The organism is Polaribacter sp. HaHaR_3_91 (genome assembly GCF_019278525.1).
Taxonomy (GTDB): domain Bacteria; phylum Bacteroidota; class Bacteroidia; order Flavobacteriales; family Flavobacteriaceae; genus Polaribacter.
In genome coordinates this window covers 3,990,812-4,007,564 of sequence record NZ_CP058986.1, presented here as the reverse complement: position 1 = coordinate 4,007,564, position 16,753 = coordinate 3,990,812, and the positions used below count along the sequence as shown (strand labels likewise).

Genomic DNA, 16,753 nt, shown 5'->3' with positions numbered 1-16,753 from the left:
TTTGTAGATCTTAATAAATATAACAAGTATTTTTGATATGGAAGACATGCTCTTTTATGATAGATTGCAGTTTGCATTTACTATCACCTTTCACTACATATTTCCGCAATTAACAATGGGACTTTCATTATTGATAGTCTATTATAAATGGAAATATTTAAGAAATAACAATGAACAATATAACAATGCTGCAAAATTTTTGATGAAGATTTTTGCAATTAACTTTACAATGGGTGTTATTACAGGGATTCCAATGGAATTTCAATTTGGTACCAATTGGGCAAAATTTTCTGAGCTTACAGGCGGAATTATTGGACAAACCTTAGCGATGGAAGGTCTGTTTTCTTTCTTCTTAGAATCCTCTTTCTTAGCACTCTTTATTTTTGGTGAAAAATTAATGGGACAAAAACTCCATCTTTTAACAGGTTTTTTAGTCTTTTTAGGTTCTTGGGCAAGTGGTTGGTTTATTTTAGCTACCAATGCTTGGATGCAACATCCTGTTGGTTATGAAATTTTAGAAAACGGAAAATTTGTATTAGAAAATTTCTCATCATTGTTTTCAAACCCTTGGTTGTTACCTGCTTTTTTACACAATCAAATGGCATCTGTGGTAACCTCATCTTTTGTGGTAGCCAGTATTGGTGCTTTTTATATTTTAAGAAAAAAACAAGTTGAATACGGAAAATTATTCTTAAAAACGGGTATAATTTTCGGATTAGTTTCTAGCCTTTTAGTGGCTTTCCCTACTGGAGATTGGAATGCTAAAAATGTTGCAAAATATCAACCAGCGGCTTTTGCTGCCATGGAAGGGATTTTTGAAACAGAAGAAGCTGGAGCAGAAATTGTGTTGATTGGACAGCCAAATATGGTCGAAAAAAAATTAGACAATAAAATTGCAGTTCCTAATATCTTAAGTTTTTTAACCCATCAAGATTGGAACAAGCAAATTCCAGGAATGGATCAATTTAAAGAAGAAGAATTGCCAGATAATATACCGGCTCTTTATTATTCTTATCATATAATGGTTGGTTTAGGTACTATATTTATTGGTATTATGGCATTAGCACTTTTCTTTTTATGGCGAAAAAAACTGTACACTTTTAAACCATTACTTTGGTTTATTATGTTTTTAGTTCCGTTTCCATACATTGCTAACCTTACGGGTTGGTACACGGCAGAATTGGGAAGACAACCTTATTTAGTCTACGGATTGCTAAAAACAAGCGATGGTGTTTCGCCAACGGTGTCTTCTGGAAATACTTTATTTACCTTATTGGGTTTTGTTGCTTTATACATGCTATTAGGACTATTATTTTTAGTTTTAGTAGGTAAAACGATTAACGAAGGTCCTAAACTTCAAAAACATTAAACGATGGAAATATTTTGGTACATTATAATAGCAACTGTTTTAGGAGTCTTTTTTGTTTTAGACGGATATGATTTCGGAACAGGAATTATTCATTTATTTTTTGCTAAAAAAGAAAAGGATAAAGAAGTAATTACAAAATCTGCAGGTTTATTTTGGGATTCTAATGAGGTTTGGTTAGTAGCTGCAGGAGGAATGCTTTTTATGGCTTTTCCTACGTTTTATGCTTCTGTATTTAGCGGATTCTACTTGCCCTTAATTATCGTTTTATGGTTGATTATTTTTAGAGCAATTGGACTTGAATTTAGAAGTCAATTTAAATATCAGATGTGGAAAGATATTTGGGATGTTTCTTTTGGAGTTTCTAGTTTATTACTGGCCTTATTTTTTGGGATTGCTCTAGGGAATATTGTGAGAGGTGTAAATTTAGGTGGCGTAGAAAACGGAGTTTCTGTGTATGAAGGGCATTATTTTTTCTTACCACTTTGGGATAGTAGCTTTAGTCCTCTAACAGAGCATCCGGGAGTTATAGATTGGTTTACGATTATTATAGGTTTAATTTCTGTAGTTACCTTAGCAATACACGGTGCTAATTGGGTAATTTTAAAAACCAATTCAACTATCAATTTAAAATTGAAAAGTGTTATTTTTAAGTTGAATATTACTTTAACAATTCTTACCATTTTTTCGGTAGCAGTGTGGCAAATTGTAAATCCAGACTCTTTAAATAATTTTGTAGATAAACCTTATTTATTAGTATTCCCGATGCTGTATTTTACGGGATTAGTTGGCTTATTTTTTATCAAAAAAATTAAAAAAGAGGTACATGCCTTTTGGCTATCAACTTTATTAATATTAGGAGGAATTACCTCTTCTTTGGCTTCTTTATTTCCTGTTATTTTACCTTCTGTTAATGATGTTCACGAGCCACTTACCATATACAATACTGCGGCACCAGAATACGGCTTATCTATAGCGTTTATTTGGGGAATTATTGGTGTTATCTTACTTGTAATTTATGCAATCATCCAAAAAAGATTAAAGGGAGGTAAGGTTGATGATATGGATTACGGCCATTAATCTAAACCTAATATTATGACAGAAACATTAATTTCTTTACTCAGTATTTTATTAGGAATAATTGGAGCGATAGGTTTTGGTATGCTGTTTAAAAAATATTCATTTGGTATTGTAGGTAATACAATAGCGGGTGTTTTTGGAAGTGTCTTTTTTATTAAATCATTTGGACGATTAGGCTTTAATCCGCAATCGATAATGCAAAATGAAACATTTAATGGGGTATTATTTAGCGTTAATTGTATGGTTTCTCTTTTAGGAGGTGTTTTAGGATTGGTAATTATTAAGTTGATAAAAAGTAAGTTAAGTAAATAATTGTTTTCGGGAAAAAATAGTCATGCATATTTCATTTTTTTTTAATTATTAACCATTTGTTGGCTAAAAAAGATAGAGTCAGATTTTAGAAGCTTCAAAAGTGTATTTTTAAAATAACCTCATTAAATTGCTTGTTGAGGTATTACCATTTTTAACTTAGTTTTTAGGCTGAGTAATTATTAATATCTTGCAGTTAGAGAAAATTGATGAATTTAAAAACTCATATTTAGATTGCTTTATTTTAATAAACAGAATTTAAGGAATGTCAAAAACTAAAAAATTCGGCACATTTGCAGGTGTTTTTACACCATCAATACTCACAATTCTAGGGGTAATTATGTATATGCGTTTGGGTTGGGTAGTTGGAAATGCTGGTTTATTAGGCGCTATTCTAATTATTATAATTGCACATGTTATTTCTATTTCAACGGGTCTTAGTGTGTCTTCTGTTGCCACTGATAAAAAAATTGGAGCAGGCGGAATTTACTACGTCCTTTCTAGAAGTATGGGCGTTCCAATTGGTGGTTCAATTGGTATTGCCTTGTATGTGGGGACTGCTTTTTCCATTGCATTATATTTAATAGGTTTTGCAGAAAGCTTTAATAGTTATTTAGGCTTCGGAATGGAGATAAATGATTTTAGAATTACAGGTACTATTGCCTTATTTTTACTTACTGCTTTGGCTTTAATAAGTACATCTGTAGCTTTAAAATCTCAGTATTTTATTTTGGCAGCCATTGTATTATCAATTGTTTCCATCTTTTTTGGGTCACACAACTTTACACCACAAACGGTATCTATGTTTTCTACGGAAGGATCGGTTCCTTTAGAAGTTGTTTTTGCCATATTTTTCCCTGCAGTTACTGGTTTTACTGCCGGAATAGCAATGAGCGGAGATTTAAAAGATCCTAAAAACTCTATACCTAAAGGTACTTTACTTGCTATTGGAGTTGGTTTAATTGTGTATTTAGTATTGGCAGTTTTTATAGCGTACACAATAGATTCTGATGTTTTAAAATCAGATTATAATATTTTAATGAAAATAGCCTTTTTTGCTCCTGCCGTAATTGCTGGTGTTTGGGGAGCAACATTGTCATCCGCTTTAGGCGGAATTTTAGGTGGTCCAAGAATTTTACAAGCCATGTCTGTAGATAAAGTTACACCTCGCTTTTTTGCAAAGGGAAGAGGTGAAAATAATGAGCCAGTAAATGCATTATTATTGGTGTTTTTAATAGCTGAAGCCGGAATTTTAATTGGTGAATTAGATGTTATTGCACGTGTGGTTTCTATGTTTTATTTAACTGCTTACGGCTTTATTAATCTGTCTTTTTTTTTAGAAAGTTGGGCAAATCCAGATTTTCAACCCACTTTTAAAATTAAAAGGTGGATTGGGTTAGTGGGTGTTGTGGCTTGTTTTGGAGTGATGTTTAAATTAGATATGATTGCTATGATTGGGGCTTTAGCTGTAATTGGAGGATTGTATTTTATGTTGCAACGAAAGGAAGTAAAAATTAATTCTACAGATATCTGGAAAAGCGTTTGGGAAAATGTGGTGAATAAAGGCTTGATGAAGATTGATACAAAACATGATATTGATACTAATTGGAACCCAAATATTATTCTTTTTAGCGGTAGCAGTGAGCATCAAGGATATTTATTAGAATTAAGTAAAGCCGTTTCTGGTAAAACTGGCGTGGTTACTAACTTTAAGTTGATTATAGACAAAGAGAATAAAATTCCTTTAAAAAAAAGAGATCAGGTTGTTAGAGAAGACATCTATAATGAGTTAGGTATTTTTGCTAGACAAGTAAAAGTTGATAATTTATATAAAGGAATTACCAATATTGCTACTACTTTTGGCTTTTCTGGGGTAGAACCGAATACGATTATGATGGGATGGCCAAAAGGGTTAGAAGGCTCTTCGGAATATGCAGAAATGACTGAAACTTTGCTTTATTTAGATTATAACTTATTGTATTTAGATTTTGATAGAAAGTCGAAATTTGGAAGGTATAAAACAATAGATTTATGGTGGCGAGAAACCGATAGTAAGAATGCTGAAATGATGCTAAATATCGCTCGTTTTATTATTGCTGCTCCAAAATGGAATCAAACTTCTATTCGTGTTTTATTTGTAGATAATAATAATGTGAATCCGGCTGTTATTCATGCAAAAATATCTGAATTAGTAGAAGACCTTAGAGTGCTAGTAGAAATTGTAATTGTAGAAAATGTTATAGATCAAACCTCTTTTTATGATTTAATAAAACAATACTCTAAATCCACAGATTTATCAATTATTGGAATTCCTAATTATAAAATTGAAAAACAAGCTCAATTTATTCTTAAAACAAACGACTTGTTCGAGACTATTGGCTCTACTTTATTAGTTAAAGCAGCCAATAACTTTAATGTGCTAGATTTAGATTTTGTAGAGGATAAATAGTTAGTTTAGGTGTTTTTTTAGTCTGTTTTTATTTTTTTTAAAGTTATTTAAGTTCTTGTATTTACCTTATTTAGAAGTTTTAAAATCTGTTAGTTTGCTAGGTAAGTAACCATAAATCTTTTTAAATGCAACTGTAAAGTGTTGTGCATGTTTGTAGCCTACTTTATACGCCGCTTCTGTTACATTGTAATTTTTTTCTAGTATTAATTCTTTTGCTTTTTCCATTCTAATATTAGTTATATACTTAAAAATTGTGGTAGCATATATTACTTTAAAATCATGTTTAAGTTTAGATGTATTTACTCCTATTGTTGCAGCTAATTCAGTAATTGTTAAAGATTTTTCTAGATTTATATGTATGTATTCACTTATTTTTAGAATATTCTTATAATCTTCTATAGGTAAAAGGCTATTTTCTTCTTCGTAATTATTTTCATTAGTTTTGGCTAATAACTGTATTAATAATTCGTTGATTTTTGCTTCTAAATATGCTTTTTTTAAATCATCAGGATAGTTACAATTAACAATTTGATGAATGTGGCTTTTTAATTCAATTGATATAGGTTTACTTTTTTCCCATAATAAAAAGGCTGTTTTATTAGAGATGGCTGTGCCTATTTTGTGTAGTATTTGTTTAAAATTAGTACCAATAATATCTTTTAGATATTGTTCTGTAAAAAGTATTTCTAAGGTTTTTCTCCTTTTTGTTTTATAATTTAAAGTACCATTAACTTCTGGTAAGTAAAATAAATTATAATGCGCATTTGGAATAAAAATTTCTGTTTGCGATGAATTTAAAGGTACATAATGGCTATGACCTTCTATTTCAAATTGTAATTTATATAAAGGAAAATCATGCTGTACCTCTATATTATATTCTTTTGTTTTAAGATCTCTTATTATAATTCTTAAACCATTAATACAAATTTCTGTTTGTGTTCCTTTTATACTATTGTTATTTATTTCAGTTGTTTTTTCTGTATAATTTGATGTTTTAAAATTTTTTTGAAATGATTTTACTAATATGTTTTTATCAAAAATAGAACTTTTTAGTGTTGTTTTCATTTCTTCTTTTCTCGTTGATTAAAAAACCTTTTGCGTTATAGTAATAGATTTTTACTTATCTAAATTTGCGCAAAAATAAAACATTATTAATAATTAGTCTAAATAAGAACAGTAAAAAATTAAGGTATCTAATTTTATATTAAGAATACACTTTCATTTTTAAATCTTAAAAAATAAAAATCAATTAATATTATGCAAATATCAAAAATTCTAAAAACAATTATTGCGTTGTTTTTAATAAGCTCAACCTATGCTCAACAAAGCACAGGCAGTGTTTCAGGTAAAGTAATAACATCAGATGGAAACCCAGCATCTTTTATAAATGTAATTATTAAGTCGACTAAATTTGGTACTACTACAAATTTTGATGGAAAATATTCTTTAAAAAATATTCCTTACGGAGATTATACTTTAGAGTTTTCATTAATAGGAATGCACAGTAAAAGCATTCAAATTCAAGTAAACTCATTAGAAACTAAGATAAATGATGTTCAATTAGATGAAAATCAAGAGCAATTAAATGAAGTTGTAATTATTGCAGAACGTTTAAATCAATTTGCACATAAGGAATCTGAATATGTTGCAAAGGTTCCATTAAAGAATAGTAACAATCCACAATCTTATTCAGTAGTAACAAATGCGTTATTAAAAGAACAAGTAAATACAGATTTAGCTTCTGCTTTTAAAAGTATTACTGGTGGAGGTTATGTACAATCTAATGACGGTAATGTGAGTGTGTTTTTAAGAGGTTTTAGATCTGACGTACATTTAAGAAATGGCGGAATTGCTTGGGTAAAGGCTCCAATTGATCCTCAAAATATAGAAAGAATAGAACTGATAAAAGGACCTGCTTCTTTATTTTATGGAGCTAATGTTAATAATATTGCCAACTTTGGTGGTGTTGTAAATAAAGTAACAAAACAAGCTTATAATGGCGAAAAATTAGATTTAGGTTACATCGCAGGAAGTTTCGATTTAAATAGAGCAACCATAGATTATAACACAGTTTTAAACAAAGAAGAAAGTGTTTTCTTTAGGTTTAATGGAGCTTATAATAATGAAGCTAGTTTTCAAGACCAAGGAATTATAAAAGAGTTTATGTTGGCGCCTTCTTTAACTTTTGAGTTGTCAGACAAATTAACAATTAAAGCAAATCTAGAATACAACCAAAGTAAACGTAATTTAAATTTTGCAAGAGGTGTATCTGGAGCATTAATTTCTGATACTGTAAATTCTTGGGATGATTTAAACTGGGACTTTAATACCAATTATGGTACCAATGAAATGGCTGGTTATTTTTCTTCTTTAGTATCTCAAATAAACATGAATTATAAATTATCTGATACTTGGACATCAAAAACTAACTTTACAAAAGCAAGTTCATTTACAGATGCAAATTATTTAAGAGTTGTAATGGGAGATGTAACAACTGTTAATAGATTTTACTTACAATTAGACCCAAGAGAAACGCAAAATACACATATTCAACAAGACTTTTTAAATGTTGTAGAAGGTAATAAAGTTGATAATAAATTTGTTACAGGTATTAGTTATTTAAATAATTTAGATGACACACAGCGTACCGGAGTTTGGAATGCAATTGATGCGGTAGATACTACAAACCCTGTAATTACAGGTTTAACAAATGATCAATTTGAAGCAAATATAGCTGATGGAACAAAAAATAAAACAATTACTAAATTTCAAACTTTAGGGTTTTATGCTTTTGATGCCATTACGATAAACAAACAATTAACTTTAACAGGAGGTTTACGTTTTGATCGATTTATGTCTAGTAACACAGTGGCTAATGGAGTAGAAGGAACTAACGGATACAATCAAAATGCATTAAGCACAAAATTAGGTATCGCTTATAATCCTTTTGAAGACAAAGCATCATTATTTGTAAATTATATGGACGGATTAAACAATAATGCACCTTCAGATAACGGAAATGGAGAAATTATTACTTGGGATCCAGAAAGAGCAAAACAATTTGAAGTTGGAACAAAATTAGACTTTTTTAATGGTAAATTATTAAGTACAATTAGCTACTATAATATTAAAATAGACAATGATATTATTGTTGATGAAAACGGAATTAGCTCACAAACAGGAGAAACTTTAAGTAAAGGTTTTGAAATTGATTTAATTGCAAATCCATTACCAGGTTTAAACATTGTTGCAGGTTACACTAAAAATAATGCTACTTTAGAAAAAGTAAGTTTTGGTAATGAAGCTGTTTTAGGAAACAGTTTAAGTTATACGCCAGAAACAGTTTGGGACTTTTGGTTAAGTTACCAAGCTTTAAAAGGAAGTGCAAAAGGTTTAGGCTTTGGAGTAGGAGCTAACCATATGAGCGAAATTTATAACAGTACAACTAATAACTTTGGTTCAGAAGCTTATACAACGGTAGATGCTACTGTATTTTACAAAAAAGACAATTATAAAGTAAGTTTTAAGGCAGATAATATTTTTGATAAAGAATATTACAATGGTTACGGTATACCCCAAAAACCTTTTAACTTTAGATTAGGTCTTACGTATAGTTTGTTTTAATTATTATTAAATGTTGAAGAGAGAACGTGTTGTAACTGCGTTCTCTTTTCTGTTTTAAAATATCATAGATATGAGAAATATAATTGTTTTTACTTTTTGTTTGATGTCTTTTTTATCTCAAGCTCAAAAAATTGAGATTGGAGAGGTAAAAACCATACAATCTAAAATATTAGATGAAGAAAGAGAATATTTGGTGTCTTTACCAGAAAATTATTCAAATAAGAATTTTGCCAATCAAAAATACCCCGTTATTTATCTTTTAGACGGAGAAAAATTTTTTAATGTTACCACAGGTATTGTTCAAAAGTTATCTGATGGATATTATCCATTAATGCCAGAATGTATTATTGTGGCAATAAAAAACACGAATAGATCTAGAGATTTAACGCCTACAAAAGTTACGAGTTTATCTTATGAAAATGGAGGTTCTAAGAAATTTGAGTCTTTTATTACAGAAGAATTAATTACTAAAGTTAATCAGACTTATAGAACATTAGATTATAAAATTCTTATAGGGCATTCATTTGGTGGCTTGTTTGCGTTTAATACCTTGTTAAAAAATCCTTCAGAATTTAATGCTTATTTAATTATAGATCCAAGTTTATGGTGGGATGATAATGTACTTGTAAAAAAGTTGGAAAGTAATTTAGAAACAATAGATTTTAAAGGAAGTTCTCTGTTTTTTGCAAATGCAAATTCTAAAGGAAATCAAAAAGTACCTAGCAAACAACATTTTGCTCATTTTGAAGCTAAAAAGAATGCACTTGAATTAATGGAAATTACTACACCTAAAAATTTAAATTATCACGTTAAATTTTATAATGATGAAGATCACGGAAGTGTTGTATTACCATCATTAATTGATGGATTAAGAACGATATTTAATGGTTTTAGAATAAATGTAAAAGAGCTTGTAAAAAATCCTTCAATATTAGAAACACAATATAATTTGTTGTCAAAAAATATAGGTTTTAATCTAAAACCTCAAGGAGCTTATATAGACAGAGTCGTAGATTTAGCTATAAAATTAAAAGAAAAAGAGAATGCGATAATTTTAAATACAATCCATCAAAAACAAGATCCAGATAATGTTTATTTAAAAGAGAAACTAGATTAACATTCTAGATAAATAAAGAAAAATAGTTGAGTTCAATTAAAAAATATAAAGATGAAATTAATCAGTAAAATTTTAATAATAGCAATCTTAACAATTGTTGTTGGTTGTAGTGAAAAAGAAAGTAAAGGCAGGTTTAATTATCCAATGATAAAATCTAAAATTGCATTGACAGAAGAACAAACCACAAAGTTTGATAAAATTACAACGGAGTATACAGAAAAAGCAAAACAAGCTTGGTTAGATGCTAACGGAAATAAAGAAGCTGCTTTGGCTGCACAAAAAATAGTTTTTGCAGAACAAGATGCTAAAATAAAAGCGTTTATAGAGGACAAACAATACGCAACTTATTTTACAGAAGTAAACATAGAACGTGGCGGAAGAGAAAAATACAATATGTCTTTAATTAAGAAAGAATTGGATTTAGATAGTTTGCAATCTGTAAAATACGATGCAGCAAATGAAACTTTTTTTACAGTTTTAAGAGATAATCACGATAATTATCACGGAAAACTAGATGTTTATATGCAGTATCATAAAGAAATTGATGTAAGTAGAAGAGCTGCTTTTAAAAAGATGATGACAGAAGAACAGTTTGACACATATTTAAAATTGGTTGAGGAATATAAGGTTGGTAAAATTGAAGAATAATCGTTTTTAGAAATTTTTAAAGACAATATATGATCAAATATTTACTTCGCAAAAGAAGAAAAAAAGAATCTTTATTTAAGTATATCATGTCCGTGCTGCATTTGTGGCTCGGACTTTTATCGTCTGTGATAATTTTTATTGTTTGTCTTTCTGGAAGTATTTATGCGTTTAAAACACAAATAGAAAACCTTATAGATAGTGATGTTGTTTATATAAAATCAAATAATAGTTCTAAAATAGCGATTGATACTATTTTAAATAATTTCGAAAATCAGTTTGGTGGCGCAACCAATATTACTGTTTTTAAGGAAAATAATAAAAGTATTTTAGTTTCATCATTTAGTAAGAATAATATTGGAGTTTCTGCATATTACAATCCTATTTCTGGTGAATTATTAGGTACTAAAAATCAAAATTCAATAGCCTTTTTTGATTTTATTTTAGAAGTCCATAGGTTTTTGTTGGCTGGTGATGTTGGTAAATTTATAAACGGAGTGGCTGTTTTAATGTTTATTTTCTTACTCTTTTCTGGCTTTATAATCTGGTTGCCAAAAAGGATAAATCAACTTAAAAAAAGTTTAAAAATAAAGCTTGATGCCAAGTTTTATCGTGTAAATTACGATTTGCATAGAGTTTTAGGGTTTTATTCTATTTTGTTACTTTTTTTTATTTCAGTTACCGGTTTGTATGTTTCTTTTCATTGGGTAAAAAATGTTGTAATTGTCGGTTTGGGCGGAGATTCTATTGTAATATCAGATACCAATATTGCTTTAAAAGCATCTTTATCAAGTTCTTTTAATGTTTTGTTTGATGATTTATTAACAAAAGAAAATACGGTTATAAAGCAAAAAAGTGATTTACAAACGTTGCTTATAAAAACAGATAGTGTTTTAAAATATAACGGAACAAAAGTAATTCAACTAGCAAATGAAAATACTAAAAGCATCAATATTAATAAAATGAATACTGATAACTTGTTGCATTTTTATGTTCCGGATAAAATAGAATTTTCAATTGATGGTAAAGTTAGAAAACAAGAACTATTTACAAATTTACCATTACACGAACAATTTAAGTTAATTGCAAAACCATTACATACAGGCGAAATTATGGGTTTGCCAAGCATTATTATTTATTTTCTGATTAGTTTAGTTGGATGCTCGTTACCAATAACAGGTTTTATTATTTGGTTTAAAAAAATCAACAAAAATAATGTGTAATGTCCTTTTTCATAGGTTTTAATCACTTGCAGGTGGGTTTAAAAGAGTGTGATTTCTTTAAGAAAAGGCGTTATATAAATTCCGAAGAAATAATTTTAACTCCCATATCAACCATTTCTTTTTTAATTTTCTTAAAACCTTCATTGTCTAGTGCTTCAGAAGCATCTTCAATAAAAAAGCAGTTAAAACCTTCTTTAACTGCATCACGAATGGAATAATAAACACAAATATCTGCAGCTAAACCACATATAAAAAGCTCAGTGGTTCCTTTTTCTTTTAAATAGCCAGCTAATCCTGTAGATTTTAGGTGTCCATTATCATAAAAGGCACTATAGCTATCAATTTCCTTATTAGTCCCTTTTCTAAAAATAGTTTCACATTTTAATGTATTTAGTTTAGGATGCAATTCTGCACCTTTAGAACCTTGTACGCAGTGATTTGGCCATAAGGTTTGTGAGATTCCTTTAATTTCAATTTTATCAAAATTAGATAACCCTTTATGGTTCGAAGCAAAACTGATATGATCCTCCGGATGCCAATCTTGGGTAGCAATTACCAAATCAAATTTAGGTTGTATCTCATTGATAATTGAAACTATTTTATCTCCATTAGGAACAGGAAGCGATCCACCGGGAATAAAGTCATTTTGTACATCGATTATAAGAAGTGTTTTCATAAATCGTTTTTTATTTGAAATTAATATACAATGATGCTAGACACAATAGTCTTATGAATATTGAATTTAGAATTGATGTTCTTGTATCAATTGATCACGGTCTTGTTTTAATTTTAAACTCAATCCTATTTTGTAAATATGTGGATTTTGAAAACGTTTGTATTCATGTGGAAGCAGTTCTAAACGAGATTGTGAATATTCAGCAATTTCAGAAACAGAGCGAGAAGGGACTGTTTTTTTTCCGTTTTCCATAACTTTCTCTAGTAACTGTTCTTGTTTAAAACCTTCTAATTTTAAACTCTTTGTAGCATCAAAAGGGTGTTCTATTTTTGCTACTTCGCCTTCTTTATATACTACTACAGCATCCGCACCATAAAACATGCCTTTATCATCTAACATTCTATAAACCTGTTTCTTGTAAGGTAATGATACTTTTATAATGTTTTCAGAAAGCTTAATTCTTGGCTCTCCATTGTATTCAGATAATTTATAAACACCGTCCATGGCAGCATCAGGATTTCCTGTAACTAAATTAGTTCCAACACCAAAAATATCAATAGGAGCTCCTTGTTCTTTAAGACTTTTTATAACATATTCATCCAATTGATTAGAGGCTACAATTTTTACATAATCTAAATCGGCTTCGTCTAAAATTTCTCTCGTTTTTTTAGATAAATATGCCAAATCTCCACTATCTAAACGGACTCCAAGTAATTTTTCTCCTCTAGCTTCCATTTCTTTGGCTACTGTAATTGCTTTTGGTAATCCACTTTTTAATGTGTTGTAGGTATCTATTAAAAGTACACAGCCTTTTGGTCGTATGCTTGCAAAATCTCGAAATGCTTGTATTTCTTCTTTATAACTTTGTATGAATGAGTGCGCCATTGTACCTGTAGACGGAATGTTGTAATCTTTAGCTGCAGCCACATTACTTGTGCTATCAAAACCACCAATTATAGCAGCTCTTGAGGCATAATATCCTCCAGTTGCATGTGCACGACGTAAGCCCATATCTAATAAAACCTCCTCTTTTGCACTATATCTAATTCTACTTGCTTTTGTTGCTATTAAAGTCTGAAAATTAAGAATGTTTAGTAAAAAAGTTTCTATAATCTGTGCTTCAATAATATTAGCTTCTACCTGTAAAATTGGGCGATTAGGAAAAACAACATCACCTTCTTTACTTGAAAAAATAGTTCCTTTAAAACTAAAATTCGTCAAGTATTCTAAAAAATCACTTTCAAATCCATGTTGTTTTAAATATTCAATATCAGAAGTAGAGAATTTAAAATTTTCCAAAACATTTAACACATCTTCTAATCCTGCAAAAATAGAATAGCCACCATTAAAAGGATTGTGGCGATAATAATAATCAAACACTGCTCGTCCATCTGGTTTCGTCTTAAAATAGACTTGAGCCATAGTAAGTTGATAAAGGTCTGTATAAGCTGCTGTAATATTCATGCCGATTTAGTTTTAAAATGTGAAGGTATTTAAAAAAATATATATTATTCCTAAGCCTTCAGAAAAAAAACGTATTCCTTTATTTTAAACATTTCCAAAACTCAGATAATCGCTTTTTTAGCTATAAAAGTTTATCCTACAACTATTCAATATTCTATTTGTAATAGTGATCCGTATGTTTCGTAGAAATAAGTATGCAACTATAGCGAACTATCATTCTTTGCTAGGTAACTTATGTTACTGACTTGAGAAATTATCCAGTGTACATTTGCCTCAGATAATTAAAGAATACATGAAAAATACAATATACATAACCATATTTTGCTTATTTACAGTTACTTTGCTTGTAGATGCACAAGAGATAAAACCAATTTCAAAAGCAGAAATCTTAGTCAAAGTTGTAGAAAATAATAGAACCATTCAAATTTCTAAAGAAGAGTTTAATGCTTCAAAAGCAGATTATAGACAAACCAATGCTGTGTTTTTACCAAATATTACAGCAAGTCATACGGGTATTTCTACAACAAACCCTTTAATGTCTTTTGGATCTAAGTTAAATCAGGAAATATTAATCTCTGCAGATTTTAATCCTGCATTGTTAAATGATCCAACAACTACTAGAAATTTTGCAACGAAGATCGAGATTCAGCAACCTTTAATCAATTTAGATGGTTTCTATCAAAGAAAAGCAGCCAAGACAAAAATGGAAGCCATGTCTTTAAAAACAGAACGTACACAAGATTATTTAGTTTTTGAAGTTGAAAAAGCATACATGCAATTGCAATTAGCTTATAAAGGTGTTGCTGTTTTAGAAAAAGCCTTAGAAGCTGCAAACTCAAATAAAACAATGGCAGATAATAGTTTTAAACAAGGTTTTTTACAAAGAGCAGATGTTTTAAATGTAGAGATAAGAGTTACAGAAGTTAAAAACCAGTTACAAACAGCAAAAAGTAATGTACAAAATGCTTCTAATTATTTATCATTTTTAATGAATGATGAAAGCGATGTGGTGTATCAACCCACAGAAAGTTTAGCTGTTTCTAGTCTTAACATTGGTAACAAAATAATTTCTGAAAATAGAGCAGATATTAAAGCAATGAAATTGGCGTCTAAAGGCTATGAAGCAATGAATAAAGCTGATAAAATGGCTTTTTTACCGCGTTTAAATGCCTTTGGTAGTTATGAAATGTACGATAATAAAGTTTTTCAAGGTGATGCAAGTGGTTATTTAATTGGAGCACAATTAAGTTGGGATATTTTTCAGGGTTCTAAACGTTTTGGAAAAGCTCAAAAAAGTAAAGCCGAGTTCGAGAAATCTAAGTTAGAATACAATCAATATGTGTCTAAAAGTAATTTAGAATTGAATAAAGTAAAGCGCCAATTGGTTGATGCAAAAAACAGATTAGAGTTAACGGATTTAGCAGTACAACAATCAGAAGAATCTTTAAGAATTAGAAAAAACAGATTTAAAGAAGGTTTAGAAAAAACGTCCGATTTACTAATGGCAGAAACTCAATTTGCACAAAAGCAACTAGAATATTATCAAACAATTTACCAATATAATTTTACACAGTCCTATTTAAATTTTCTAACAAAGAAATAAAGAAAGTTAGCAGTAAGTAGTCGCCGTTTTCAGTAAAAAAATAAAACCAATACAAATGAAAAAATACATATACATAATAGCAATATTTACAACATCATTATTAATAACGAGTTGTGGTAGTGAAGAAAAAAAAGCAGCGGTAGATACTACACCAGCAATTGCTGTAAAAGTTAGTAAGGTTGCTGTAAATAGCAACACACCGTTTTTGTCTGTAAGCGGAAAAATTGAGGCAACTAATAGTGCAGATTTAAGTACTCGAATGATGGGTTACGTTAAAAATGTGCATGTAAATGTTGGCGACAAAGTTAGAAAAGGTCAGTTGTTAGTTTCTATTAACAATACAGATTTACAAGCAAAAAAAGGACAAGTAAACGCAGGTATTACACAGGCTAAAACGGCTTTTACAAATGCAGAGAAAAATTACAATCGTTTTAAAAATTTGTATGAAAGTAAAAGTGTTACTCAGAAAGAAATGGATGACATGACTGCTAATTACCAAATGGCAAAAGCAGGTTTAGAATCTGCCAATCAAATGAAAAACGAAATTAATGCACAGTTTGCATATTCTAATATTACGGCTCCTTTTAGTGGTGTTATTACTAGTAAAAATATTGAAGTAGGAGATATGGCAAATCCAGGGATGCCTTTAATTAGTTTAGAAGCTCCTGATGAGTTTGAAGTAATTGCGATGGTTCCTGAAACAGAGATCTCACAAATTAAAAAAGGAACAACTGTAAATATTTTGGTGAAATCTATGGATAAAACACTAAAAGGAAAAGTTACGGAAGTAAGTACTTCTGCTAAAAATACAGGAGGACAATATTTAGTGAAAATTAATTTAGATAAAACAGAGGTGTCTATTTTATCTGGAATGTTTACTACGGTACAGTTTCCGGTAGAGAGAAAAACAGCATCAGAATTGGTTTTAATTCCTACGGATGCAATTGTTACCAATGGTCAATTATCTGGCGTTTATACAGTAAGTGAAACTAATACTGCTATGTTACGTTGGTTGCGTTTAGGAAGAACTTATGGAAACAATGTTGCCGTTTTATCTGGTTTAAATGCTGATGAATCTTATATAGTTTCTGCGGAAGGAAAATTATTCAACGGAGCTAAGATAAGTATTCAGTAAATAGTTTTCAGTCACAATTACAAGTCTGAATTATAATAGTAATCAAGAATTATCGCGTTAAG

The 16,753-nt window shown here is 29.7% G+C and carries 13 protein-coding genes; 10 read left to right on the top strand and 3 right to left on the bottom strand.

The genetic code is table 11. The features are described 5' to 3' along the window. The first annotated feature begins 37 nt into the window (after window positions 1-37). From H0I27_RS16720 to H0I27_RS16705, 4 genes are all read left to right on the top strand, one after another. Entirely contained in the window at window positions 38-1,369 is a 1,332-nt protein-coding gene (locus H0I27_RS16720) for a cytochrome ubiquinol oxidase subunit I (RefSeq protein WP_218731772.1), read from the top strand. Window positions 1,370-1,372: 3 nt separating this feature from the next. After that, window positions 1,373-2,446 carry a cytochrome d ubiquinol oxidase subunit II gene (gene cydB / locus H0I27_RS16715; protein ID WP_218731771.1) on the top strand — a complete coding sequence of 358 codons (1,074 nt, stop codon included), beginning with the start codon at window positions 1,373-1,375 and terminating at the stop codon, window positions 2,444-2,446. Window positions 2,447-2,461: 15 nt separating this feature from the next. Further along, entirely contained in the window at window positions 2,462-2,758 is a 297-nt protein-coding gene (locus tag H0I27_RS16710) for a hypothetical protein (RefSeq protein WP_218731770.1), read from the top strand. A gap of 262 nt (window positions 2,759-3,020) precedes the next feature. Further along, a complete protein-coding gene (locus H0I27_RS16705; protein WP_218731769.1) occupies window positions 3,021-5,204 on the top strand; it encodes an amino acid permease in 2,184 nt (727 codons plus the stop codon). A gap of 66 nt (window positions 5,205-5,270) precedes the next feature. Here the strand turns inward: H0I27_RS16705 and H0I27_RS16700 are convergent, their stop codons facing one another. Then, a complete protein-coding gene (locus tag H0I27_RS16700) occupies window positions 5,271-6,269 on the bottom strand; it encodes a helix-turn-helix transcriptional regulator (protein ID WP_218731768.1) in 999 nt (332 codons plus the stop codon). Between the two features lie 192 nt (window positions 6,270-6,461). Between H0I27_RS16700 and H0I27_RS16695 the strand changes: the two genes are divergently transcribed. From H0I27_RS16695 to H0I27_RS16680, 4 genes are all read left to right on the top strand, one after another. Next, window positions 6,462-8,828 carry a TonB-dependent receptor gene (locus H0I27_RS16695; RefSeq protein WP_218731767.1) on the top strand — a complete coding sequence of 789 codons (2,367 nt, stop codon included), beginning with the start codon at window positions 6,462-6,464 and terminating at the stop codon, window positions 8,826-8,828. Window positions 8,829-8,898: 70 nt separating this feature from the next. After that, window positions 8,899-9,945, top strand: coding sequence for an alpha/beta hydrolase (locus H0I27_RS16690; protein WP_218731766.1), 1,047 nt, complete (start codon window positions 8,899-8,901; stop codon window positions 9,943-9,945). Window positions 9,946-9,996: 51 nt separating this feature from the next. Beyond that, window positions 9,997-10,593: a hypothetical protein gene (locus H0I27_RS16685; RefSeq protein WP_218731765.1), complete on the top strand. Its 597-nt coding sequence runs from the start codon at window positions 9,997-9,999 to the stop codon at window positions 10,591-10,593. Between the two features lie 125 nt (window positions 10,594-10,718). Then, a complete protein-coding gene (locus H0I27_RS16680) occupies window positions 10,719-11,813 on the top strand; it encodes a PepSY domain-containing protein (RefSeq protein WP_218731764.1) in 1,095 nt (364 codons plus the stop codon). A 70-nt stretch (window positions 11,814-11,883) separates the two neighbouring features. On the opposite strand, the gene pncA is transcribed toward H0I27_RS16680, so the two are convergent. Both pncA and H0I27_RS16670 read right to left on the bottom strand, forming a co-directional pair. Then, on the bottom strand, window positions 11,884-12,489 hold the full coding sequence (gene pncA, locus H0I27_RS16675) for a bifunctional nicotinamidase/pyrazinamidase (RefSeq protein ID WP_218731763.1): 606 nt from the start codon (window positions 12,487-12,489) through the stop codon (window positions 11,884-11,886). A gap of 66 nt (window positions 12,490-12,555) precedes the next feature. Continuing rightward, complete coding sequence (locus tag H0I27_RS16670; protein WP_218731762.1) at window positions 12,556-13,953, bottom strand: nicotinate phosphoribosyltransferase; 1,398 nt, start codon at window positions 13,951-13,953, stop codon at window positions 12,556-12,558. A 292-nt stretch (window positions 13,954-14,245) separates the two neighbouring features. Between H0I27_RS16670 and H0I27_RS16665 the strand changes: the two genes are divergently transcribed. Then, window positions 14,246-15,556, top strand: coding sequence for a TolC family protein (locus tag H0I27_RS16665; RefSeq protein ID WP_218731761.1), 1,311 nt, complete (start codon window positions 14,246-14,248; stop codon window positions 15,554-15,556). 55 nt (window positions 15,557-15,611) lie between these two features. Beyond that, complete coding sequence (locus tag H0I27_RS16660; RefSeq protein ID WP_218731760.1) at window positions 15,612-16,691, top strand: efflux RND transporter periplasmic adaptor subunit; 1,080 nt, start codon at window positions 15,612-15,614, stop codon at window positions 16,689-16,691. Window positions 16,692-16,753: the final 62 nt, after the last annotated feature.